This is a genomic window from Acetobacter conturbans, assembly GCF_011516755.1.
GTDB lineage: Bacteria > Pseudomonadota > Alphaproteobacteria > Acetobacterales > Acetobacteraceae > Acetobacter > Acetobacter conturbans.
This window is the reverse complement of sequence record NZ_WOSY01000004.1, coordinates 263,965-286,377: the sequence shown is the minus strand read 5'-3', so window position 1 is coordinate 286,377 and position 22,413 is coordinate 263,965. Positions and strand designations below refer to the sequence as shown.

At 60.3% G+C, this 22,413-nt stretch carries 19 protein-coding genes and 1 other RNA gene; 7 read left to right on the top strand and 13 right to left on the bottom strand.

The features are described 5' to 3' along the window. Positions 1–156 precede the first annotated feature (156 nt). Both glmS and glmU read right to left on the bottom strand, forming a co-directional pair. On the bottom strand, positions 157–1,983 hold the full coding sequence (gene glmS / locus GOB81_RS06285; RefSeq protein WP_173569499.1) for a glutamine--fructose-6-phosphate transaminase (isomerizing): 1,827 nt from the start codon (positions 1,981–1,983) through the stop codon (positions 157–159). Beyond that, positions 1,983–3,338 carry a bifunctional UDP-N-acetylglucosamine diphosphorylase/glucosamine-1-phosphate N-acetyltransferase GlmU gene (gene glmU, locus GOB81_RS06280; protein WP_173569498.1) on the bottom strand — a complete coding sequence of 452 codons (1,356 nt, stop codon included), beginning with the start codon at positions 3,336–3,338 and terminating at the stop codon, positions 1,983–1,985. The genes glmS and glmU overlap by 1 nt, the downstream gene beginning before the upstream one ends. Before the next feature lie 113 nt (positions 3,339–3,451). Here glmU and GOB81_RS06275 point away from each other — a divergent pair, with 113 nt between their 5' ends. Together GOB81_RS06275 and GOB81_RS06270 are read left to right on the top strand one after the other, a co-directional pair. Next, entirely contained in the window at positions 3,452–4,114 is a 663-nt protein-coding gene (locus GOB81_RS06275) for an HAD-IA family hydrolase (protein WP_173569497.1), read from the top strand. A gap of 70 nt (positions 4,115–4,184) precedes the next feature. Next, positions 4,185–4,967 carry a hypothetical protein gene (locus tag GOB81_RS06270; RefSeq protein WP_173569549.1) on the top strand — a complete coding sequence of 261 codons (783 nt, stop codon included), beginning with the start codon at positions 4,185–4,187 and terminating at the stop codon, positions 4,965–4,967. Between the two features lie 17 nt (positions 4,968–4,984). Here the strand turns inward: GOB81_RS06270 and GOB81_RS06265 are convergent, their stop codons facing one another. The 5 genes from GOB81_RS06265 to GOB81_RS06245 all read right to left on the bottom strand — a co-directional run bounded on the left by GOB81_RS06265 (position 4,985) and on the right by GOB81_RS06245 (position 7,281). Further along, positions 4,985–5,800 carry a YmdB family metallophosphoesterase gene (locus tag GOB81_RS06265; protein WP_173569496.1) on the bottom strand — a complete coding sequence of 272 codons (816 nt, stop codon included), beginning with the start codon at positions 5,798–5,800 and terminating at the stop codon, positions 4,985–4,987. Positions 5,801–5,863: 63 nt separating this feature from the next. Then, a complete protein-coding gene (locus GOB81_RS06260) occupies positions 5,864–6,475 on the bottom strand; it encodes a 5-formyltetrahydrofolate cyclo-ligase (RefSeq protein ID WP_242010083.1) in 612 nt (203 codons plus the stop codon). Further along, positions 6,462–6,618, bottom strand: a non-coding RNA gene (ssrS, locus tag GOB81_RS06255) — 6S RNA. The genes GOB81_RS06260 and ssrS overlap by 14 nt, the downstream gene beginning before the upstream one ends. Before the next feature lie 9 nt (positions 6,619–6,627). Continuing rightward, a complete protein-coding gene (locus tag GOB81_RS06250; RefSeq protein WP_173569495.1) occupies positions 6,628–6,966 on the bottom strand; it encodes a cell division protein ZapA in 339 nt (112 codons plus the stop codon). Between the two features lie 3 nt (positions 6,967–6,969). Beyond that, a complete protein-coding gene (locus GOB81_RS06245) occupies positions 6,970–7,281 on the bottom strand; it encodes a hypothetical protein (RefSeq protein ID WP_173569494.1) in 312 nt (103 codons plus the stop codon). A gap of 81 nt (positions 7,282–7,362) precedes the next feature. On the opposite strand from GOB81_RS06245, the gene GOB81_RS06240 reads away from it, so the two are divergent. Further along, on the top strand, positions 7,363–7,848 hold the full coding sequence (locus tag GOB81_RS06240) for a hypothetical protein (RefSeq protein ID WP_173569493.1): 486 nt from the start codon (positions 7,363–7,365) through the stop codon (positions 7,846–7,848). Beyond that, positions 7,845–8,501, top strand: a complete 657-nt coding sequence (locus GOB81_RS06235; protein ID WP_338421324.1) for a thiamine phosphate synthase — start codon at positions 7,845–7,847, stop codon at positions 8,499–8,501. The genes GOB81_RS06240 and GOB81_RS06235 overlap by 4 nt, the downstream gene beginning before the upstream one ends. Here GOB81_RS06235 and GOB81_RS06230 read toward each other — a convergent pair. After that, positions 8,498–10,003, bottom strand: a complete 1,506-nt coding sequence (locus GOB81_RS06230) for an FAD-binding protein (protein WP_173569492.1) — start codon at positions 10,001–10,003, stop codon at positions 8,498–8,500. The two genes, GOB81_RS06235 and GOB81_RS06230, sit on opposite strands and share 4 nt — an antisense overlap. A 159-nt stretch (positions 10,004–10,162) precedes the next feature. Then, positions 10,163–11,098 (bottom strand): NrtR DNA-binding winged helix domain-containing protein, encoded by a 936-nt coding sequence (locus GOB81_RS06225; protein WP_338421323.1) that lies wholly within the window; start codon positions 11,096–11,098, stop codon positions 10,163–10,165. A 429-nt stretch (positions 11,099–11,527) separates the two neighbouring features. On the opposite strand from GOB81_RS06225, the gene GOB81_RS06220 reads away from it, so the two are divergent. Both GOB81_RS06220 and GOB81_RS06215 read left to right on the top strand, forming a co-directional pair. Further along, the gene (locus GOB81_RS06220; RefSeq protein ID WP_173569490.1) at positions 11,528–12,214 is read left to right on the top strand and encodes a carbonic anhydrase; all 687 of its coding nucleotides are present in this window, start codon (positions 11,528–11,530) and stop codon (positions 12,212–12,214) included. A 136-nt stretch (positions 12,215–12,350) separates the two neighbouring features. After that, positions 12,351–13,121 (top strand): endonuclease/exonuclease/phosphatase family protein, encoded by a 771-nt coding sequence (locus GOB81_RS06215; RefSeq protein WP_338421322.1) that lies wholly within the window; start codon positions 12,351–12,353, stop codon positions 13,119–13,121. 21 nt (positions 13,122–13,142) lie between these two features. On the opposite strand, the gene GOB81_RS06210 is transcribed toward GOB81_RS06215, so the two are convergent. The 3 genes from GOB81_RS06210 to GOB81_RS06200 form a co-directional block, all read right to left on the bottom strand. Then, the gene (locus GOB81_RS06210) at positions 13,143–14,069 is read right to left on the bottom strand and encodes a transglutaminase family protein (RefSeq protein ID WP_173569489.1); all 927 of its coding nucleotides are present in this window, start codon (positions 14,067–14,069) and stop codon (positions 13,143–13,145) included. Continuing rightward, complete coding sequence (locus GOB81_RS06205) at positions 14,066–16,690, bottom strand: circularly permuted type 2 ATP-grasp protein (protein WP_173569488.1); 2,625 nt, start codon at positions 16,688–16,690, stop codon at positions 14,066–14,068. Before GOB81_RS06205 ends, GOB81_RS06210 begins: the two co-directional genes overlap by 4 nt. 92 nt (positions 16,691–16,782) lie before the next feature. Continuing rightward, positions 16,783–17,877: a zinc-binding metallopeptidase family protein gene (locus GOB81_RS06200; RefSeq protein WP_173569487.1), complete on the bottom strand. Its 1,095-nt coding sequence runs from the start codon at positions 17,875–17,877 to the stop codon at positions 16,783–16,785. Between the two features lie 181 nt (positions 17,878–18,058). On the opposite strand from GOB81_RS06200, the gene GOB81_RS06195 reads away from it, so the two are divergent. Continuing rightward, on the top strand, positions 18,059–18,838 hold the full coding sequence (locus tag GOB81_RS06195; protein WP_173569486.1) for a hypothetical protein: 780 nt from the start codon (positions 18,059–18,061) through the stop codon (positions 18,836–18,838). 45 nt (positions 18,839–18,883) lie between these two features. Here the strand turns inward: GOB81_RS06195 and GOB81_RS06190 are convergent, their stop codons facing one another. Then, a complete protein-coding gene (locus GOB81_RS06190; protein WP_173569485.1) occupies positions 18,884–22,291 on the bottom strand; it encodes a transglutaminase family protein in 3,408 nt (1,135 codons plus the stop codon). Positions 22,292–22,413 lie beyond the last annotated feature (122 nt).

The following is a 22,413-nucleotide window of genomic DNA, read 5'->3' as shown; positions in this document are numbered from 1 at the left end:
CCCTACGGTCCCTCACGACGAGGGCGCCATTTCCCGCTGCTCTGTCGGGTTTTCGTCGCCGTTCAGCATAGGACCGTTTGAGGCTATCGGGACGATTAAATCGGGAGGGCTTTTCCGGCGGATATATTGATGACTGTATCCGCCGGAAGGTTGCTTTTATTCCACGGTCACCGACTTCGCGAGGTTACGTGGCTGATCCACGTCCGTGCCTTTGAGAAGCGCCGTCTCGTAGGCGAGGATCTGCACGCCGATGGTCTGGATAAGCGGCGTTACGAACGGATGGACTTTGGGCAGCACGATGGTCTGTTCCGCGATGGCTGAAACACGCTCAGCGCCCTCATCGTCCGTGAAGGCGAGCAGACGGCCACCACGAGCCCTGGCTTCCTGAAGATTCGACAGCGTCTTGTCGAACAGAACCCCGGACGGAACAGTCGCGACAATCGGCACCGTGCGATCAATGAGGGAAATCGGCCCGTGCTTCATCTCACCTGCGGCATAGGCTTCAGCGTGGATGTAGGAAATTTCCTTCAGCTTGAGCGCCCCTTCCATCGCCACGGGATAGCCGCTGCCGCGCCCGAGATAGAGCACATCGCGTGCCTCGGCGACGATGGTGGCCATCTTGCGGATGGCGTCTCCATGCGTGAAGACCTCGGCGGCTTTGCTGGGAAGATCCAGCAGGGCCGTCACCAGCTCTTCTTCACCAAGGGCATCAAGTGTGCCGCGTGCGCGGGCGATGGCGATGGTCAGGCAGGCCAGCACGGTGAGCTGGGCGGTGAACGCTTTGGTCGAGGCCACCGAGATTTCCGGTCCCGCGACCGTTCCCAGCACGACATCGCTTTCACGGGCCATGCTGCTGTGTTCGGCATTGAGGATGGAGAGGATCGGCAACCCGGCCTGTTTCAGGCTCCGCATGGCTGCGAGAGTGTCCGCCGTTTCCCCGGACTGGGAGATCAGGATGCCCAGCGAACCGGGAGTCAGCGGCGGATTGCGATAGCGCATCTCGCTCGCCACATCGATATCCACCGGCAGGCGTGCGATTTCCTCCAGCCAGTACCGCCCCACGACACCGGCATAGAACGCTGAACCGCAGGCCGTGATGGCGGCGCGCGGAACGGTCGCAAGATCGACGGGCATGTCCGGCAGCACGACCTTGCGGGTGGCGGGGTCAATCATGCGCTGGAGAGTCTGACCGATCACCAGCGGGTGCTCGTGCAGTTCCTTCTCCATATAGTGACGATAGCCGTCCTTGCCGACGGCACCCGCGACGAGTGCCGTCGTCTGGATCGCGCGCTCTACGCGCTCCCCGGAATGGTCGAAGAATTCGGCTCCCTCACGGCAGAGAACGACAGAGTCGCCATCATCGAGATAGGCAATGCGACGGGTGAGCGGTGCGAGGGCAAGGCTATCGGAACCGAGAAACATTTCCCCTTCGCCGAACCCGACGGCCAGCGGAGCACCGTGGCGGGCTCCGATCATCAGACCCTCATGCTCGGAGAAAATCATCGCGACAGCATAGGCGCCTTCGAGACGCCGGAGTGCGGCGAAGGCGGCCTCCCGAGGGGGCTGCCCTTCAGCGAGGTAATAATCGACCAGCTGTGCAATGGTCTCGCTGTCGGTCTCGGTCTCGAACACCTGTCCTGCCGCTTCCAGTTCGGCGCGCAGGGTCTCGAAGTTCTCGATGATGCCGTTATGCACGATGGCAACACGCGCCGTGCCGTGCGGATGGGCGTTCGTCTCGTTGGGAGCGCCGTGCGTGGCCCAGCGGGTATGACCGATGGCCGTCCTGCCGTGCAGGGGCGTCTGCTCCAGAACTTTCCCCAGATTGTCCAGCTTGCCCGCCGCGCGACGCCGTTCGATATGGCCATCAGCGTTCAGCGTGGCGATGCCAGCCGAATCATAGCCACGATATTCCAGCCGACGCAGCCCCTCGAAAACGATCGGCGTTGCCTGCCTGTGTCCGACGACGCCACAGATGCCGCACATCAGCCCTGTTCCTTCTTTGCCCGAAGCGCCGCACGGAAGCGTGCGGCCCATCCAGTTTTGTTTGTCTGCACGCCTCGCGCAATCGCAAGAGCGTCCGGCTCGACATCCTGCGTGATGACACTGCCTGCCGCTACCAACGCTCCGTCACCCACCGTCACAGGCGCGACCAGAATGGAGTCGGACCCGATGAAGGCGTTCGCGCCAATGGTGGTGCGATGCTTGAAGACGCCGTCGTAATTGCAGGTGATGGTGCCCGCCCCGACATTCGTGGCCGGTCCGACGCTCGCATCCCCCAGATATGTAAGATGGTTAACCTTGGCGCCATCTCCAAGGGTGGTAGCTTTCAGTTCGACAAAATTACCGACATGGCAGCCCTCACCCAGCACTGTTCCGGGACGCAGTCGACCATAAGGACCAACCAGCGATTTCGGGCCGACTTCGCACTGTTCGAGGTGGCTGAAGGCCCGGATTTCCGCGCCTGAACGCACGATCACGCCGGGACCGAACACCACGTTCGGCTGCACCGCCACGTCCGGCTCCAGTACGGTATCGAACGAGAAGAACACAGTTTCCGGCGCGACGAGCGTGACACCCCGTTCCATCGCCTCCCGACGCAGGCGACGCTGCACCGTCGCTTCGGCTTCGGCCAGTTCGACGCGGGAATTCACCCCGAGCAGTTCGCTCTCAGGCGCTTCCACGGCGCGGACGATTCCGCCTTGCTCGCGGACAATACCGACCACATCGGTCAGGTAATATTCGCCCTTGCTGTTGGCGTTACCCACCTTGTGCAGCCATGACCGGAAACGGCTGGCATCGGCACAGAAAACACCCGCATTGCACAGCCCCACAGCCCTTTCAGACTCGGAGGCATCAGCCCATTCGATAATTTTTTCTACCGTGCCGTCCTGATTGAGAATGACGCGGCCATATCGCCCCGGATTGGCCGGACGCATGGCGAGAAGCGCAAGATCAGTCGGCTCGGACGTGCTGCGACGCACATCCAGCATGCGCTGGAGCGTCTCGGGCGTGATGAGTGGATTATCGGCGTAAAGAACGGCCACGTCGCCTTCACCAAACAGCGCCTCGGCCTGTAGCGCCGCGTGCGCGGTTCCGAGGCGCTCGTGCTGGATCACGACTGTATGGGGCGCGGCGCACCGGGCGAGATCGTCCATGCCCGGTCCGATGACCACCACCACCTTGTCGAACACCTTCGCGGCGCTGGCGATGAGGTGACTCAGCATCGGCTGTCCGGCAAGCGGCTGGAGTGCTTTCGGCAAGGAGGACCGCATGCGCGTGCCGAGGCCGGCAGCGAGGAGAATGGCGGTGGACGGACGGATTGCTGGCGATACTGTCATGACTTTCTGGCGGTAAGCCACTGTCGGGAACGTGTCAAATCAGCGGTGTAGGTTCCTGTTTCACTTCGCGTTACCTTCATTTTCCGGAAGAGCATTATCGTGAAGGAACACCCATGAGACTGGCGGTTTTCGATCTGGACGGGACACTGGTGAACTCCCTGCCCGATCTCACGGACTCTGCTGGACTTCTGCTGGCCGAACATGGCTTTCCCGCGCTCTCGGAACCGCAGGTCCGAAGCATGATCGGAGATGGCGTGGCCGCTCTGGTTCAGCGTGCTCTGGACAGTGCCGGACCGGGGGCTGCCGGTATCGACCGTAAGATCGCCACGGAACGGTTCATGGAGATTTACAGCCCGCGTGTGACGCTGAAATCCCGTCTGTTTCCGGGCACGAAAGACGTTCTCCTGCGCCTGCGCGCCGAAAACTGGCGTCTGGCCGTGTGCACCAACAAGCCCGTTGCCGCAGCCCGCGACATTCTGCGCACCTTCGGCATTCTGGAGGATTTCGCGGCCATTGGCGGTGGAGATTCTTTCCCCACCCGCAAGCCGGATGCGGGTCATCTGCTCGGCACCATTGAGGCAGCAGGAGGGCTACCCCGGCAGTCCGTCATGATCGGAGACCACGCGAACGACATGCTCGCGGGGCGCCATGCCGGCGTGCGCTCGATCTATGCGGAATGGGGATATGGGGTTCCGGGTTATGCCGAGGGCGCGGCGGCCGTGGCGGCAAGCATCGCCGAGGTTCCCGACGTGGCCGACAGGCTTCTGCCGACGTGAAACACCGTTAAACGGTTTGAAACGGAAGATCGCTAGCGTGGCCGAAACACATCAGGTCAAGGCTCAGCCAGTGTACGCTTCTCCTCAGTCTCCCCACGTCTTCATTGCCACACCCTGTTTCGGCGGAGTGGTCACGCAAACCTACATGCAGTCGATCATCGGCTGCATGGCGGCTGCACAGCAGCATGACATCGAACTGACCCTTTCACTGGTCGGGAACGATGCCCTGATCACGCGGTCGCGCAACACGCTGCTCCACCAGTTCTTCGCTCAGAGCGATGCCTCGCACCTTCTTTTCGTGGACAGCGACATCGGGTTCCCTCCGAATGCGGTTCCCCGACTGGTTGCGGCCGGCAAGGATGTCGTCGCCGGGATGTATCCGCTCAAGGACCGTTACTGGGACAGGCTGACCACCCTCCTGACCGAGAAAGGCGAGCCAGCGGAAACCGCTTCGCTGCGGTATGTCGGAGAGAGCGCAGCGCTTCACGAGCATCAGCACGGAACCGGTCTGGTCAAGGCCGGATATGCCGGAACCGGCTTCATGCTGATCAGCCGGAACGCCATAAGCCGCATGATCGAAGCGTATCCCCAGACACGCTACAGCCGTATCGACGCGCCCGTCGGACAGGACAATTCCAGCGCGGTAACAGCTGACGCCGCCTATGCGCTTTTCGACTGCATGATCGATCCGGATACGGGCACCTATCTCAGCGAGGACTTCACGTTCTGCAAACGCTGGCGCGACATCGGCGGGGATGTCTGGCTCGATACGGGTGTGGAGCTTTCCCACACTGGTCCCTCTACCTTCATGGGCGATCCATCACTCCGCGTCGGCATCGTCCACAAAGGGTAAGCGGCCAGCCTCCCCGCTCAGAAATCCGGCAGGGTCTGCGAAAGCATGCCACCCTGCCGCAGCGGCGCGACCTTTCGGGCAAGGCCGGTCGCATCGTCGGTTTCCACCATGATGCCGCAGACGGTCGCATCCCCGTCCGCCGGTTGCAGCCGCTCTCCCGGCATTTTGCGGACGAAACGGGCGACGGCTGCTTCTTTCTGCATGCCGATCACACTGTCATAATCCCCGCACATGCCGGCATCGCTCTGAAAAGCGGTTCCGGCAGGCAAGATGCGGTGATCGGCCGTCGGAGTATGCGTATGGGTTCCCACGACAAGGGATACCCTGCCGTCCAGCACATGGCCCAGCGACCATTTCTCGCTGCTGGCTTCCGCATGGATGTCGATCACCGTCGCCTGCACGGAGACACCCAGTCGATATTTTCCGACCAGCTCAAGCGTCAGACGAAAGGGATCGTCGAGCGCATCCATGAACAGCCGCCCCATCACATTCACGATCAGCGCCTTCCGGCCATCGGCGAGAGACACCACCGTGCTGCCATGCCCCGGTGTGCCCGGAGGAAAATTCAGCGGACGCACGACATGCGGCATGCCGTCGATCTCACCGATCAGATCACGCCGGTCCCACGCATGATTGCCAAGCGTGATAACGTCCACCCCGCATTCCAGAAGATCGCGTGCGATTCCCGGCGACAGACCGAAGCCGTGGCTGGCGTTCTCGGCATTGGCGACGACAAGGTCGAGAGACAACGAGCGACGAAGTTCGGGAACGCGGCTCACCACCCCTTCCCGTCCGCTTCGTCCTACGATGTCTCCCAGAAACAGTATCCGCACGCTTTTCTCCTCTGGACGGCGCGATGCCTCATTGGCTTGGGCATGATGCCGCAAGGGCTGTCATCAGTCGGATGACATATCCCTGATGATGTCTTCATTTTCAGTGATGATGATCGGCAGGGCCATATCGAAGGGTCCGACCGGAACCTCAGCCACTTCCTGAGCGGAAAAAGCATAGCCGACAGGTTTTGAACCCGGCAGGCGGGCCAGCGTGCGGTCGTAATATCCTCCGCCATAACCAAGCCGATAACCACGGCGGTCAAATGCCACCATCGGGACGAGAATGACATCGGGCACGCTGACAGGGCCATCGGGATAGGATGTGCCGAAACGCCCCTGCTTCATCTCTGCCTCCGGTCGCCACTGGCGGAAGATCAGCGGCGACCCTTTGGGCGGCGTTTCCGGTATGAGCACCCGCCAGTCATGCTGATGGAGCTTTTCACAGAGAGGGCGCAGGTCAACCTCTCCGGGCAACGGCCAGACGCAGGCGATGCAAGCTGGTGTCTCCGTCAGAAGACGGGAGGCCAGACGCTCGCAAAGATGTCGGGATGTCGCAGGGGGCACATGAACGAGTCTGTCCCGCATTGCAGCGCGGATGGCACGTTTTTCATGCACTGTTCCGGGAAGATCGCCAGAATGCGTCATGAAACCGGGAAAACCGTGTGGAGCCACCATGGCCGTTGGTCTTTACAACCTCCAGGACCTGCTAGTGCAGGTGGGCGCCGGAATACCGTGACCAGGATCACGACAGAGCCAGCTCCCGAGGAAGTGCTTATCGGCCCAGGGGATGAATTGCCTGACGCACCGGGTAGCTCCACATTCATAATCTAGTCTGCCTCAAGCGCCGCCGCAATGGTTTCCGCACGCTCAGCCAGCACAACAAGTTCATCCATGAGGCGTGCATTTTCCCGAACCGCATTCTCACCCGCTTCAATGGCCTTGCTCGTTTCCTTCGAGACCATCTCTGCCGTGAGGTCGGACAGTTCGTCCGCCATCAGCAATCCGGCGAGAACGAGCACCTTCGATTCACCACTGAACCCCAGCGCCCTCACCCGAGCGACCCGCATGCTGACCTCCTGCGCCATATCGAGAAGATGGCGCTCCTCCCCGACCTCGCAGCCGATCTGATAGGCATAGCCATTGATCCGGACTGTCACTTGCGGCATTGCTCAGCCCTCCTCATCATGCGGAATGTCGCTGTCTGCTTCCGCCCATATCGACTGCTCATGTGCCGAATCAGTCAAACGGGGAGCATCCAGATCCGCCAGCACGCCCCGGACATCGCGCATAAGATCATCAAGACCTGCGATGACAGCCTGCACATCCGGTCCCGGTGCCGCCGGGGCTGATCCAGACAACTCCGGCAATGGCTGAGGCGCCGTCTTCCGATGTTCGAGCGCGAAGGCAATCCTGTCCAATGCGATGCGGAGTCGTGAAATCGGATCGACGGACGGAAGATCGTCCGACCTGCTTTCGCTCATATGCGACACTTGCCTCCGCCCTGCTGTATGTCTTTTCTGAAATCCCTTCAGAAATCACCCGCAAAGGATTGAACGTCAAGCATGATCCTCACAATGCCCTCCCATTCGTCGAGGGAAATCGGCTTCGACGGATCACATCCTGTCTTCATCGTCGCCACGCTGGAGGAAGGTCGGCAAGCCCTGCTCACGACCTTTAAGAAAGATGTGCCAGAGACGATCCTGCTTTCCCCGCCTGGAGCCGCATGTTTCATGGGTGTGCCATGGTGGATGGAAATGATGAGACAACTGCGTGCAGGGCTGAAAGAGCCTGCCCGCTTTACTGATATTCTGGATTGCGGCAGTCAGGCCGGGCGCGCCGTGTCGGCTCTCAGCCGCGGCCAGACCCATATCGTTTTCGATCCCGCATCCCCTCAGATCAGCGCCGTGATCGCGCTGGCAAGGTCAACAGGAGCGACCGTTCTCAGGGAGAGACCTGCTTCATGTGAGCAGGCTCTCTTGGCAGAAAGGCGCGTTCCGGCGAATAAGCAGTTTCAAACGACGCACACCAAGACGGGAGAGACAGAGTGAGCAAGACGCAGCCTGCGATGCGGGAGCCCTGTCAGGCCTACCTTGTCACGCCCTTGATCGAGGACCCCGCACCTTTCCTCCCCGCACTCAGGATGGCCTTGCAGGCTCTCCCCGTTGCCGCCGTGCGACTGCGCCTTCCGCCCTCCCTTTCAGGTCAGCAGATGCGCGAGACAATCAGCATGGTCAGGGATCTTGTCCAGAGTCATGGCGCAGCCCTTATGCTGGAGGGACAGCCAAAGCTCGCCCGCGACATGTCCTGTGACGGCGCGCATGTCGCGCCGGAAGATGTCAAAGAGGCGCGACGGATTCTCGGTGAGGAGCTGCAACTGGGCACGTCATGCGGCATCAGCCGGGACGACGCCATGCGGGCTGGGGAAGCCGGGGTTGATTACATCGCTTTTGGCGTATTCGATGAGCAACCGAACCCGGAAGGGGTTGCACTGGTACGCTGGTGGCGGGAAATGATGGAGCTCGCGGTGGTTGCCGAGTGTTTCATCACCCCGACGGATGACAGCATCATGGCCGCCTCAGCCCTGATGGAGGTCGCGGATTTTCTGGCTATCGGCATGACATCCGAGGGTGAGACGAACGAGGCCTTCTGGCAGGCCCCCGATCAGTTTGCGAAGCTGTTCGAGGGCGTCCCCACTCCTTAGTTCATAAGGGGAATAGTCTGATATCTGTCGTTCAGAGCGTTGATATCATGGGTTTCCTGCGCAATCGAACGTACTGTTGCGGGCACCGTCTTCTCCCGGATTTCTGAATGACGGGCCTGCGCGCCGACTTCCGGAAAATCTGCGCGACAGTGAACACCGCGACTTTCTTCACGCTCGTAAGCCTGGAGCGCCATCATCTGGGCGATGAGGGCGACATCGTCATATCCGGCAAATCGTGACAGACGGAACAGAGTCTGACGGAGAGGATTGCCCTCCCGCACCGGACCGAGGGCGGTATCCACCAGTGGACGCACCATCGACATCATACCTTCGGCCAGAGAAAGCCCAGGCGTGAGCGAGGACACGTCGAGCGTTCCGGTTTCCTGCGTCGTTTCCAGCACATTGCGGGCCACGATCTCGCTGCACACGATCGCTTCGAGCAGCGGATTGCCTGTCAGGACGGAAGCGCCGTGAAAGCCGGTGCAGGCAACCTCTCCACATGCCCACAGCCCGGCGACCGAGGTGCGGCCGGAAAGATCGGTCTTTATGCCCCCAATATGGAAAGCGGCGGCAGATTTGACAGGCAAAGCCTCCCGACGAGGATCAAGACCCTGCGACTCGCAAAGCTGAACAAAATGATCGATTTCGTGGCCTGTCACATCGGGCAGACCTGACAGTGCATTTCGCAGATCAAGAAAAACCGCGTGTCCCGCAGCGCGCCACAGACTGACTTCCACCGTCGCGAGCGCTCTGGTCTGACCGGGCTCAACAACATTTTTTCCATGCTCATCGACAACAGGCGATGAGCCGCAGAGATCGAGAGGGATGGCAAGCGCCGTTCCCTGCGATGCGCCGCCCGCCAGCACGAACGGGTGGAACTGGACAAATTCGAGATCGGACAGGACAGCACCTGCCCGCGCGGCCACAGCCATTTGCGTGCCGACCGAACCACCCGGCACCAGCCTTTCATCATAGAGGCCGCAGGCACCTCCGCCAGCCGCAATCACCGTATTGGTATCAAGGACGACGATCTTTCCCGCCGCCTGAATGACGGCCCCCCTGACATACCCCTCCACGAGCACCAGACGCCGCAACATCGCAGAACGGATGATCGTGATATTCCGCCGCTTCGCCAGCACCGACAGAAGAGCGGCATGAAGTCCAGCGCCGGAAACGCATCCGGCCAGGGCGCTCAGGATCCCGAGTTGCTCCAGCCCCGTCAGAGCATGTTTCATGCGGGAGGTAATGCACTGGACCGCATCCAGACGGGCAAGGCCCGCACCGGCTTCAAGCGTGTGGGCGGCCCGGACCATTCCGGTCCCGCCACCTTCCAGCAGGGCCGTCAGGCCAGCGGGTAAAACGCCGACAGCGGGCTGCGGGACACCCGAGACAAGGACGCAGGGCGTGTCACCCATATGCAGGGCGGTCAGGAGGCCGGCGATGGTGGCTCCGACGATCACGGGCTGGCCACGCAGGGCACCAAGGTTGACTGTCGGGTCCATGATCTCACGTCCTTTTCGCGCCGACAGCCGGTAGCCGCCTTCAGGTCAGGACTGGCCACGATGCGCTTCATGAGCACCTGTTTCCTGACGCGCCGGTCCTGTTGGTTTTTCTTTCAGACAAAGATCAGCAAACAGTTACCGGACGGCGCCCGGAATGCGTCAGGTCTCATCGGGTGGCAGAGATGATCCTTTCTTCGCCCGTGAAGGAAACAGGAGAGTTTCAATAGTTTCCGACCGGCTGACGGCGTCGGCAAGCGGGAGTGCCAGTGACAGGCTCTGGGCGTTCCGCGCCACCGCGATATCCAGACGGAAGCGGAATAAACGGGCAGGACGACCAAAGATCTCGTCGCTGACTCCCCCTGTCTCCTCCAGAAGCCCGCAATGCGACACATTCCGCCGAAAGGCCTGCTTATCCAGAGCCTCGCCCAGCACGCCTTCAACAGAGGCCTGAAACTGGGGGATGGTGAAACGTTCCGGCATCAATTCAACCGGCATGTTGAGCGAAGGAAGCGGTTTCCGCAGATAACCCAGCGCCTGAGCAAGCCATTTGTAACAGCGGGTGTCCGCGAGATGGGCGGCGCCGGAACTGCCCTCTTCCGGCAGAAATTCCGCCTCGATCAGCGCACGGCATCGTTCGGCCACAAGATCGGGCCGCCAGGGGCGTCCTTCCAGCGCGAACAGGACGGAAAGTTTTCGGCGCACCTGCACCATATCGGTTGTCAGGGCAGGCGTCAGACCGGCAAGCAATCGTTCGCCAAGCATTGTTCGCAGGGTGATGCCATGAGATGATCTCTGATCTTCCCACGGCAGAAACTCGTAGCAGGGCGTCCATTCGCCGTCGCTGTCTCCTGTCCGCGCCGTGACAAGATAGGGTAATTCCACAACGCGCGATCCGCCCGCTCCTTCATAGACGCGGACCGGCAACTGATCGGCACAGGCGACCGGAACGCGACGACGCGTCACCAGAAGAGATTCGAGCGTTTCCCGTATTTTTTCTTCTCCTCCGGCAAGAAGCGCATGCGGTAGACCACCCTGACCGTCCGTGAGCACGAAAGGCTCGCCCGCCCGCAAGCTGATCGGGATGGCGGCTATCACGATCCTTGCTCCCTCCTTCATGTTGGGCGGATCATTTCAGCCACGCCTTCGGCTCAGTTCGTTGGACGATGCACCGGTATAAAAACCAGCGCATGCCTGTCTCAGGCGAGCGGTCGCTCTCTCCCTTTCCATACCCGGTTAGAACCCCCCGGATGGCCTCCGGAACTGCCCTTGCGACCACACACGTAAGGTTTGACCCGGCCAACGGGGGAACCTCACAAAACATTGCGGGATAAAGGCGACAGGACAAGCGGAACCGTCACAGTGATGTAATCAAACGGCTGCCGATGTATGTCACCGTCGTTTCCCGCCAATGACATTTGCTGTCGCCAGGGAACCCGATAAGGTACAGGAGTTTCTAGGCTAATGTAGAGCGTGTTACGCTCTACCTGATCGCGGACCGTTCATCTTCTTTCAAGAGAGGGCAGCATGGCAGCCAGCAGCGCCAGAGACAGTCTCATCGCCCTTTTGCGCGGCGTTGAGAAATTCAATACCCACGTTTTTCCGGGCAAGGAAAAACTTTTCAGGGAGCTGGCTGAGGGGCAGTCCCCAAGCACGCTCTTTATCGCCTGCGCCGACAGCCGTGTCAGTCCGAGCCTCATCACCCAGACAGACCCCGGAGACCTCTTCATTCTCCGCAACATCGGGAACGTCGTGCCTGCTTACGGCGAGATGCTCGGGGGCGTGTCCTCCGCCATCGAATACGCCGTTGTGGCTCTCGGGGTGTCCAATATCATCGTCTGCGGTCACTCCAACTGTGGTGCTATGACGGCTCTTCTGGAGCCGGACACCTCCAAGCTGGACAAAATGCCGACAGTCAAATCGTGGCTGCGAAACGCGGAAGCAGCCAAGGCCGTCATCGGCGCACTCGTGGGCACCGACACCGGTCCGGCGACAGTCCGCAGTCTCGCCGAACACAATGTCCTGCTGCAGATCGCCCATCTGCGCACCCATCCCTCCGTGGCAGCTGCCTTGGCCCGTAGCACACTTGTCCTTCAGGGATGGTTCTACGACATCGGCTCGGGTGAAGTGTCCGTTCTCGATGAAAATTCGCGCAAGACGATTTCCATCGAGGAAGCCATTACCCGTCTGGAGCATGTTCCGAATCCTGCCTGATCAGACCATTCCAGCAGATGCGAAAAACGTGACGCCTGTGAAAAGGAGCATGGCCCTGTGCCAGCTCCTTTTTGCCATGTGCTTCCTGTTTTCATCAGCAGCCCAAGCCCGCGATGTTCGCGTGACGACCTGGAATATGAGCTGGCTCACCCTGCGTGGCGCGCAGGATTCCAGTATGCCTGCAGATGTGTATCGCCGGACTGATGCTGATATTGCCAAACTTTCCGGCTATGCGGCACGTCTGGGATCGGACGTTATCGCCTTTCAGGAGGTTGATGGCGCCGGTGTCGCCGCCCGCGTCTTTCAGGCACCCACTTATAAAATCTTCATAACGAACGATCCGGTGGTGCAGCGTGTCGGTGTGGCAGTGCGCAACACGTTAACGGTTGAACGGCACCCTGACGTTACGGCTTTGAATGTCTATTCCGCGCAGGCCCCTCACCCGCTCCGCAGCGGTCTGGACATCACCGTTTCGGACGGCAAGGGCTCACTGCGTATTCTGGTGGTGCATCTCAAAACAGGGTGCTGGGACAATCCCCCGGATGAGCAGAAACATGCCTGCCCGACCCTTCAAAGTCAGTTTGCAGTGCTTTCCGACTGGATTCTGGAACGGCAGGATGAAGGCGAGGCTTTCGCTGTTCTGGGAGATTTCAATCGCCGGATGACGCCCGGCGATCCGTTCTTTCATGAACTGGCAACGTCCGCACCGCTTCTCCTCACCACCGCAGGTCATGCCAGTCCATGCTGGGGAGGAGAATATTTCATCGATCATATCCTGCTCGGCGGAGCCGCGAAAAACTGGCTGGTGCCCGACAGTCTTCGGGTCATGTCCTACAAACATGACGGAACCAGCCCGAAGGCGCTTTCCGATCACTGTCCGGTATCGGTCGAACTTTCGCTGCCCTGACCGGCCAGTCACGACCCTGTTTCAATCCACGGGAATTTTTGCCGGAAAAGCACCAAGCGCCCGCAAGGAGGGGTCCTGCTCCCACTCCTCGACAGGCACCAGATCGACGCCGACACGCAGCGTATCGCCGCTTCCACCCAGAATCAGGCCTCGGACAGGACTGATATCCGAGTAATCGCGGCCCCACCCAAGAATCACATGTTCATTGCGGACAACAATGCCATTCGTCGGATCAAGGCCGATCCAACCATATTCCGGCCCCAGCCATACGCCCACCCACGCATGGGACACATCCGCGCCCAGCCGCCTTTTCTGGCCCGGAGAGGGTCGGGTACGGATGTAACCGGACGTATAGCGCGCAGGCAGACCGAGCCAGCGCAGGCCACTCAGGATGAGATGCGTGAAATCCTGACACACACCCTCCCGCCTCTCCAGCACTTCTTCGGGCGTTGTCCGCAGCGATGTCACACCCGACGAGAAACGGAATTCCCTGAAGACACGCTCGTTCAGGTCCAGCAGACCTTCGAGGACTGAACGGCCCGGAGGGAAGCTCTGCGCAACATACGCGCCCACGCGCGGGGATGCAGCACACATCGGTCCGTCAAACAAGAACTCGGACACATCCGGATCAGACGCGGCAAGAACGGCGATCTCTTCCCACGAAGCGGTCATATGGACCGGGGGCGGCTCGGGAAACTGAACATCCACCTCCGACAGGGCGACGATATCAAACCGCGAATGGGGTGTTTCGTGGAACAGCCAGACAATCCGGTTGCCGAAATGATCGGTGCCGGTCTGACGGCGGACGGGGGTCGGTTCACATTCGAGGCTCGTCCAGAGTAATTTCTGTCCCGGACAGTCACGCGGCGTCAGATGCAGGACATGAGCGGCCAGTTCCACCGGTCGGCCATAAACATACGAGGTGGTGTGACGGACGCGATAGATCACGACCCCACCATACTGTCATCGATTGTGGCGTCATTCCCGATTCCCACGAGCCGGGGAGAGTTCAGCACGGAGAAATAACAACGCCCGATCTGTTCCGAGAGGCTCATGACAGCTCTTTGCGCCTCCCTGATGGCGGCAGGAAGTGAGGCCGCCGCAGCATCCTGATTGTCCGCGCTGATCACCATGTTCACCAGATCGGCCAGCGTCACGCGAATGGCCTCGGCGGCTGCGGCCAGTTCCCGGGAAGCAGCCTGCTGCGCGGCCGGAACAGATGGACTGTCCGACACCAGAGCCGCGAGGGAATCCCGCAAGGCCGTCAGCTGGAACCCCACGCCGCGCGGATTGTCTTCATCCAGCAGAAGCAGATCGAGGACGGGCGCGGGCTGAACCACGCTGAAATAACGGGAACGATAGGTAATCACACTGTCGCCGAGTTCGAGCATCAGTCTCAATGCTCCTTCCATGCGACCGCGCTGATGAACATCCGGTTGATCGAGAACACTGGCGCAATCGAGAAGCACGGACGAGGCCCGTTCGATTCTCCGTCCCAGATCGAGAAACTGCCGTCCGCCGGACCGGACCATGTTCTCGGCTACGAAACCCGACAGGGTCGCGCTGTAGACCAGAAGATCATTAGCGCCGGAAAACAGATGGTCGAGCGTCTTCGTAGGATCTCCAGAACGGCCATGCCGCACGAAGCTTTCCAGAATGGCATTGGCCCGATGGATGAGATAATCCCGCACGTCCTGCGTGAGGCGATCCGCCAGTTCGGGACCCAGACGGATGATCTTGCGCAGAGTACGCGCGAAATAACCATCAGGGCTTCCGGTCCCTGCCAGATTACGGGCTATATTCGACATGCCATAACCCGGCATGCTCACCCGATGGATAATCCCCGTGGCCTGCATCTGCCGCATGAGCACTTCCAGGTCTGCTCTTTCGCGAGGTGATGGATCAGGCCCGGCAATATGGGCGAGCGTCACATGCAGGAGACGGGCTCCGCTCTCAATCTGTTCGAGATAGCGGCCCAGCCAGAAAAAATCGTCCGCGGCACGGCTTGGCAGGTCGGCCTGATCCCGACGAATGGCCAGTGGTCGATGCGCCACCAGAGAGCTGCCGCGCTGTGTCACATGCTCATCGACCGTGACCCATACGTCTTTGGTGGTCTGGACAACGCGGATAGGCTCGACCGTCACGGGCTCGCCGGACTCGAACACCCGCGCGACGCCGCCGGGCAGCACCGTCCATCCGTCATCTTCCTGAATGGCGAAAAGCCGCAAGACGATCGGGCGCGGAACAATTGCACTTTCCCCCACCGTGGGAGACAGGGACGCGAGAGGTTCCCTGTAGGCAACGTAACGCCAAGGGGCGTGCCTTACTTTCTCGGCGAGCTGGGCTTTTTTGGCATCATCGAGGATCGACAGACGCTGGACGGTCCTGTCACTTCCCAGCGCGGAGGTGATTACCCAGCGATCAGCATGACCGCCATCCTGCTCCCCGGCGGGACCAAGCAGCCGCTCCCGGAACGATTCAGTCTCCGGGTCTCCGAGCCAGACCGTCTCTATGGTCTCCAGCAGTGGGTCTTCTCCGAGAAACCAGCCTGTCAGGCGTGGAAGAAAGGGTGCCAGTCCGAGCGCTTCCGCAAACCCGGAACGGGGATCGTTGATCAGACGCACTGAACCGCTTCTCGCCGCATCCAGCAGCCCCGAAACGCCCCCCGGTCCAACCGAGTCCAGTTCAAGGGGATCGATCGATCCACCGCCCTGCCGAATGAAAAGCACGTCGATACGCCGCAGCCCGCGCACCGTTTTCAGCCACAACTGGCCCTCCCGCACAGTCAGATCGGCGGTTTCGACCAGAGAACAGCCCAGTTCCCGCGCAAGAATGACATGCTCTCCCCAGTGGGGACTCGCTGGTCCCGGCGTGAGAAGCGCCACGCTTGGATTGGTGGACTCGCCAGAACCGGGGCGCTGAATTCCGTCCTGCCACCGGTCGAGAAAAGAACCGAGCCGTCTCAGGGGCTGGCTGGAAAAGATTTCCGGTATGGCGCGAGCCATCTGCCTGCGATTCTCGATCGCCAGACCGATGCCGTTTCCACGGTCCACCCGATCAGCCAGCACACGCCAGCACCCATCCGGTTCACGCACAAGATCGACCGCGTAACAGGAGATGAAATGCCCAGCAGCTTCCCCACCATCAGGGTTACCCCCACGCAGGAAACCCTGATTGCCCCATACAAGAGCAGGCGGAAGCAGATGGTCCCGCAGAACGGAGCGCTCGCCGTATATATCCCGTAAAAGCGATTCCAGCAGACGGGCGCGCTGGATGACACCTTTCTCCAGCGCGGCGAATTCCTCGTTTTTCAGGATGAGCGGAATGGGATCGCACACGACCCCCACGGGGCCTTCCGGCGTTTTTTCGTCGGCGGAGATGAGCCCTGACAAGGGTGAAGGCGAACTGAGAATGCCTGTCTGATCAGAGAGCGCGAGAGCGATCTGCTGCCGACGCCCGAGGAGGTCCGCATGGCCAAGTTCGGAGAGGATGCTGAGCAGGTGGCGCCACTGCGGACGCACGCCTCCCTGTCCATCCACCATTTCGTCAATCGGTATCGTCCCGCTCATTCGATGCTTTCTAGGGTGTCGCGCTCCCGTGAAGCAATGCAGAGTTGCACGATCGGCCGGGCTTCACAGGGAAACTCCGGCTGATCGCAACCTCACTGTGGCGGTGCGGCCACGGGCTTTAACGGTAGATGGTGCACCAGTTCGTGGATGAACCGCAACTTTTCCGCGATGGGCGGAGTGAGGATGAAGGGATAGAGGTCAGCCTGCCCCATCGATCGATTGAGCGCGTTGACCGCAATGGTCAGCGGTGGCCATGCCTCCAGCAACCCTCCAAAATTGTCACTGCCATAGGCATCGAAATCGAACCTTCGGGTCAGGCTTCCGTCTTTTGCCGCCGCGGGATCCACTGCGATCCCGTAGGAAACGGCTGTCTGGAGCGTATCCACGATATGGAGATAGTGCGCCCAGGTTTCGGCAAAATCTTCCCACGGATGGGTCGTGGCGTAGGCGCTGACATAGCTCTCCTGCCACCCGACCGGCGGCCCGCTCTCATAATGCCGCTGCAGGGCTGCGCCGTAATCCTGCGTGTGGTCGCCAAAGACTGCACGACAGGCGTCCTCATTCCCCGCATTGCGAACCAGCACGTTCCAGTAGAAATGTCCGACTTCATGACGGAAATGGCCAAGCAGCGTGCGATAATGCTCGCCCATCTCCACGCGCATCTTTTCGCGCTCGGCGTCATCCGCCTCACGCAGTGCGATGGTGATCTCGCCTTCATTGTGGCCGGTCAGAACCTTCCCGGAACCATTTGGCAGGTCATCGGGAAAATTGAAGACAAGGCCGCCTTTTGGATCATCCTGCCTTGTCGGCATCGGCAGTTTCAGAAGCAGAAGACTGTAGACCAGCCGATGCTTGGCCTGCTCCAACTGTCGCCAGAGTTCCTGATTCCCTTCTTTCGAGAGATCTGGAATCACATGGTTGTAACGGCACGCCATACAGAGCGCATCCGTGCTTCCTTCCGGCACGAGCCAGTTACAGACATCATATTTTGCATTCGTGCAGAGAAAACGCGTGGGCGTCTCCACCCCCTGCCCCACAGGATTCCAACCCTCCCCGTTTTCCGTGGGAGCGAGAGCAAGAAGAGAAGCTGATTCCGTGCAGTAACCAAGCTTGTGGCCACAGCATTCGCACTGGGTATTTTCGAAAAACAGGACCTGACCACAACTCGGGCAGCTAAACAGCTTCATAACAGCACGACTTCCGTTTCGATGTGTGTGCCCGATCAACGTGTATCAACTGGTTTCGTTGCAAAAGTCATCACGTCCAATATTTTGCTTTTGAACTGCACCCAGAAACTTCCGATGACTCAATTAGCTTATGAGTAACCATTTGCTGAAATCCTTTGTTACAGAAAATGGAGTTGGATCCATGACGATCTCCGCCACGACTTATGACTCACTCGCCACTCTGTCGATCATGACGCAAACGGCATCCGCCGATACTGATCTGCGAGATGGTCACGTCACGGGTTCCGATTTCGGAGATCTCAATGGAGCCACGCTTGCGACAAGCAAATTTGCTTTTGACAGTGGAGAGATTCAGCCATCCTTCATTCTCGACATCAGCACTGCCGCCAACGTCGCAATGACGTCCGACACAGGAACCGTTCAGGTCTCAGCAGCCAGTGACATGAAAGTAGGCGTCATGATTGACGATACACCCATATACACCGTCACAGATGGAGATGAGCCCACATCAAGCAGTGGAGACACTCTGCTGAATGGCGTGCCTATGAAGGACATTAAAGGCGCAACTGTTTCTGATCATAATTACGCCTATATTTATACCGGCACGTCCGTGACAGCGGTTAATCTGGATTCCCTCTCGTCTCAGATGGAGACTTACTCCACATCGGATTCGGACGATTCCGCTCTTTCATCCGTCATCACGAATGTGGCGGCTTATCTGAAATCCACCCACGGACAGCCGGGGGCGGACACTCAAGGCAGTTCGGCCACAGGCTCCACGACCAGCGCCGCGAGTAGCGAAACGATAAAGCAGACCGTTGAAGCGCAGATCGCGCTTGATACTCTCAACAAGGCCACCACCGCACAGAGCGACCTGCTGACGCTTTTCGATGTCCCGAATTCTCAATATGGGACAGGCAACTCGTCCACACCGAACGTGGGACTTTCAACAAAAGCCTAACGCCCCGGCAGAGTTATAAAAACCTGCCCTGCCGGGGAATTTCTCTCAGAACCGCCGCAAATCGAGCGTTCTCGGCTGCTCCATGGAGCGCTCGGCCCGAGGCTCCGTCATCGCCCCCGCCGTATGACCGAACGGGAAGAAACGGATGCGACGCCGCGCCTCGGCCTCATTGGCGTTAACAGGGCGCGTGTCATAGCTACGTCCTCCCGGATGCACGACATGATAGGTCAGGCCGCCGATGCTGCGCCCTGTCCACGTGTCGTAGATATCGAACACGAGCGGCGTTTCGATGCCGATGGTGGGATGCAGCGAACTGGGCGGGTTCCACGCCTTGAAACGCACCCCACCGACATACTCACCCTGCCTCTGCGTGCTGGTCAGAGGCACTGCACGACCGTTGCATGAAAGAGTGTAACGCTCATCCACCCAGCCCGAGACCAGCGCCTGAACCCGCTCGACGGAACTGTCCACATACCGAGCGGTGCCACCTGCTGCCGGTTCTTCAGCCAGCGTATTCCATGGTTCCAGCGCCGTGCGGAGTTCCAGTGTCATGCCGAGTTCGGTGATCGAACCGATTTCCGGGAAGCGGAACTGGAAATGCGGCTCAAACCATCGTGCCTCCAGAGGCGCTCCCATCTGGCGCAGTTCTTCAATGGCGTCACTGAAGTCCTGCCGCACATAATGCGGCAGCATGAAGTCGTCATGCAGGCGCGTGCCCCACCGGACCAGACGGCGCTCGTAAGGTTTGTTCCAGAATGCTGCGATCGCGGCCCGCATGAGTAGCGCCTGCGCTGCCGCCATCCGGTGATGCGGAGGCATCTCGAAGGCGCGGTATTCCACCAGCCCCAGCCGACCGGAACTGCTTTCCGGCGCGTAAAGCTTGTCGATGCAGAACTCTGTGCGGTGTGTATTGCCGGTTATGTCGGCGAAGAGGTTGCGGAACAGGCGATCCGTCAGCCAGGGCGGCGTGAAGTGCTCACGGCTGACCTGACGGAAGGCGATTTCCAGTTCATACAACGAGTCCTGCCGTGCTTCGTCGATACGGGGATGCTGTGAACTGGAGCCTATGAAGAGACCGCTGAACAGATAGGACAATGACGGGTGGTTGTGCCAGAAGCTGGCGAACGACTTCAGCAGGTCGGGGCGGCGAAGGAACGGACTGTCCTCGGCCCTTGCCGCACCCATCACCACGTGATTGCCGCCGCCGGTCCCGACGTGGCGGCCATCAAGCATGAATTTTTCCGCAGTCAGCCCGACAGCACGCGCTTCCTCATAAAGCTGGCGGCTGCGGGTTTCATGCTCGTCCCAGCTTGCTGCCGGATGCACGTTGACTTCGATGACGCCGGGATCGGGTGTGATGGAGAAGGACAGCAGGCGCGGATCGCGCGGGGGTGCATAGCCTTCCAACACCACCTTGCGACCGGTCTCGGCTGCCGTGGCCTCAACGGCGGCACAGAGATCCAGCCAGTCCTCGACAGCGTAAAGCGGCGGGAAGAAGACATGCAGGATTCCGCCCCGGGCCTCCACGGTGAGTGCGGTGCGAACGACGTCCGGCTCTTCGCGGTCGGTCTCCAGCAGATGCTCGGCGAGTGCTTTATCGGTGCTGATGCGCCATGGCTTGCGCACCGGATAAGGCGGGAGCGCCGGAAGATCGGAAAGTTGCGGCAGAGGGCGCTCTGACGGCAGGCCGGAGCGGCTGACGAGGTCCGGCACGCTCGCACCGTAAGGCGTAGCCGAGCGGCGGGCGAAGACCGGATGCGGCGGCAGTTTCGGATGCGGTGCAAACGGATCGACCGGAAACTCATGGTCGATATGGTCATTGTCCGCCCACGGCAGGCTCTCCAGAGGCAACCGGAAGCCTATGGATGCATCGCCGGGAACAAGGAAGATCGTGTCTCCGCGCAGGAACCAGCGACCTGACTGCCAGCGCCGCACACCGTCCTGCACGCCCGCACGTAACGCCAGAACCGACCCGGCTTCACGGGCCAGACCACGATCGAAGACGCGGGCCAGCCGCTCACGTTCGAGCGGATCGTTCAGCTTGGAATCTTCGGCGAGCACGTTGGCCGGAAGCCGGTGCTCTTTCCAGAGATAGTAGTGAATATCCTCATAAGCCGGAGTGACCAGCTCAGGATCGATCTGCAATTTCCGCGCGAGCGCCTGGGCGAACCGTCGGGCATCGTGTTCGGTGGCGTTATCGGTATCGTCGTCCGAGGCCAGCAACTCACGGTTCAGCCATACAGGTTCACCGTCCCGCCGCCAGAAGCAGGTCAAAGCCCAGCGGGGGAGTTGCTCACCCGGATAATGCTTGCCGAACAACGTCATGTAGGTCGCGCCCGCCGACCAGAGCGGCATGAGGCGACGCAGCAGACGATTGGCGTAGGCGCGTTTGGTCGGACCGAGAGCTTCGATGTTCCATTCCGGCGCATCCATGTCATCAGCAGCGATGAAGGTGGGCTCGCCACCCATGGTCAGGCGGACATCTCCCGCCTGAAGCTGCTTGTCGACCACCTCACCCGCCGAGAGAATCGTCTCCCACGTCTGCTCGTCATACGGCTTGGTGGTGCGCGGTGTTTCGGCGACACGCTGCACCTGCATGTCGAAGCCGAATTCCGTTTCGCAAACCTCCATAGCCCCCGAAATCGGCGCGGCGGAGCTGGGCTCCGGCGTCGATGCGAGCGGGATATGCCCCTCGCCCGTCATCATGCCGGAGGTCGCATCCAGACCGATCCAGCCGGCACCGGGGAGATAGACTTCCGCCCATGCGTGCAGGTCGGTGAAGTCGGACGTTGGGCCGGACGGTCCTTCCAGCGGCTTTTCGTCTGCGACGAGCTGGATCAGGTAACCCGACACGAAGCGGGCGGCATAACCGAGATTGCGGAGAAGCTGGACAAGCAGCCACGCACTGTCACGGCACGAGCCCTTTCCTTCTCCAAGGGTCTTTTCCGGTGACCAGACTCCCGGCTCCAGGCGCACGATGTAGCCGATACGTTTTTGTACCGACTGGTTCAGTGCCACCAGCATATCCACCGTATGCTGCTTCTCTTTCGGCACCTCCGCGATCAGGCCCTTGAGCAATGGCCCGACCGGCTCCTTGTTGCGATAGGGAGCGAGTTCCTGATCCAGAACATGATCGTAGGTGAACGGCCAGGCCTCGGCCTCCGGTTCAAGAAAGAAGTCGAACGGATTGATGGTCGCCATGTCGGCAACGAGATCGACCGTGACGTGGAAATGCGTCACGCGTTCCGGAAAAACGACCCGCGCCTGCCAGTTGCCTGACGGGTCCTGCATCCAGTTGATGAAATGCGGTTTCGGCTCGATGGTCAGAGCATAGGACAGCACGTTGGTCCGCGCGTGCGGAGCGGGCCTCAGGCGTATGACCTGCGGCCCCATCATGACGGGACGATCGTAATCGTAGGTGGTCTTGTGAGTCAGAGCGACGTTCAGCGTCATCGTCATCTTTCCAGATCGGTCGTGAAGAGATTAAAGCTCAGCTCTCGGCGGCCTGACACCCCCTATTTCGTTACGATCCAAAAAAAACTTCATCAAAATCCTTTATGCGCGCTGATATCTGC

Excerpts from the sequence above, each read along its gene's own strand:
- glmS (WP_173569499.1), bottom strand. The coding sequence starts at position 1,983 with ATGTGCGGCATCTGTGGCGTCGTCGGACACAGGCAGGCAACGCCGATC.
- glmU (WP_173569498.1), bottom strand. The coding sequence starts at position 3,338 with ATGACAGTATCGCCAGCAATCCGTCCGTCCACCGCCATTCTCCTCGCT.
- GOB81_RS06275 (WP_173569497.1), top strand. The coding sequence starts at position 3,452 with ATGAGACTGGCGGTTTTCGATCTGGACGGGACACTGGTGAACTCCCTG.
- GOB81_RS06260 (WP_242010083.1), bottom strand. The coding sequence starts at position 6,475 with ATGGTGGCTCCACACGGTTTTCCCGGTTTCATGACGCATTCTGGCGAT.
- GOB81_RS06250 (WP_173569495.1), bottom strand. The coding sequence starts at position 6,966 with ATGCCGCAAGTGACAGTCCGGATCAATGGCTATGCCTATCAGATCGGC.
- GOB81_RS06245 (WP_173569494.1), bottom strand. The coding sequence starts at position 7,281 with ATGAGCGAAAGCAGGTCGGACGATCTTCCGTCCGTCGATCCGATTTCA.
- GOB81_RS06240 (WP_173569493.1), top strand. The coding sequence starts at position 7,363 with ATGATCCTCACAATGCCCTCCCATTCGTCGAGGGAAATCGGCTTCGAC.
- GOB81_RS06230 (WP_173569492.1), bottom strand. The coding sequence starts at position 10,003 with ATGGACCCGACAGTCAACCTTGGTGCCCTGCGTGGCCAGCCCGTGATC.
- GOB81_RS06220 (WP_173569490.1), top strand. The coding sequence starts at position 11,528 with ATGGCAGCCAGCAGCGCCAGAGACAGTCTCATCGCCCTTTTGCGCGGC.
- GOB81_RS06215 (WP_338421322.1), top strand. The coding sequence starts at position 12,351 with ATGAGCTGGCTCACCCTGCGTGGCGCGCAGGATTCCAGTATGCCTGCA.
- GOB81_RS06205 (WP_173569488.1), bottom strand. The coding sequence starts at position 16,690 with ATGAGCGGGACGATACCGATTGACGAAATGGTGGATGGACAGGGAGGC.
- GOB81_RS06200 (WP_173569487.1), bottom strand. The coding sequence starts at position 17,877 with ATGAAGCTGTTTAGCTGCCCGAGTTGTGGTCAGGTCCTGTTTTTCGAA.
- GOB81_RS06195 (WP_173569486.1), top strand. The coding sequence starts at position 18,059 with ATGACGATCTCCGCCACGACTTATGACTCACTCGCCACTCTGTCGATC.
- GOB81_RS06190 (WP_173569485.1), bottom strand. The coding sequence starts at position 22,291 with ATGACGCTGAACGTCGCTCTGACTCACAAGACCACCTACGATTACGAT.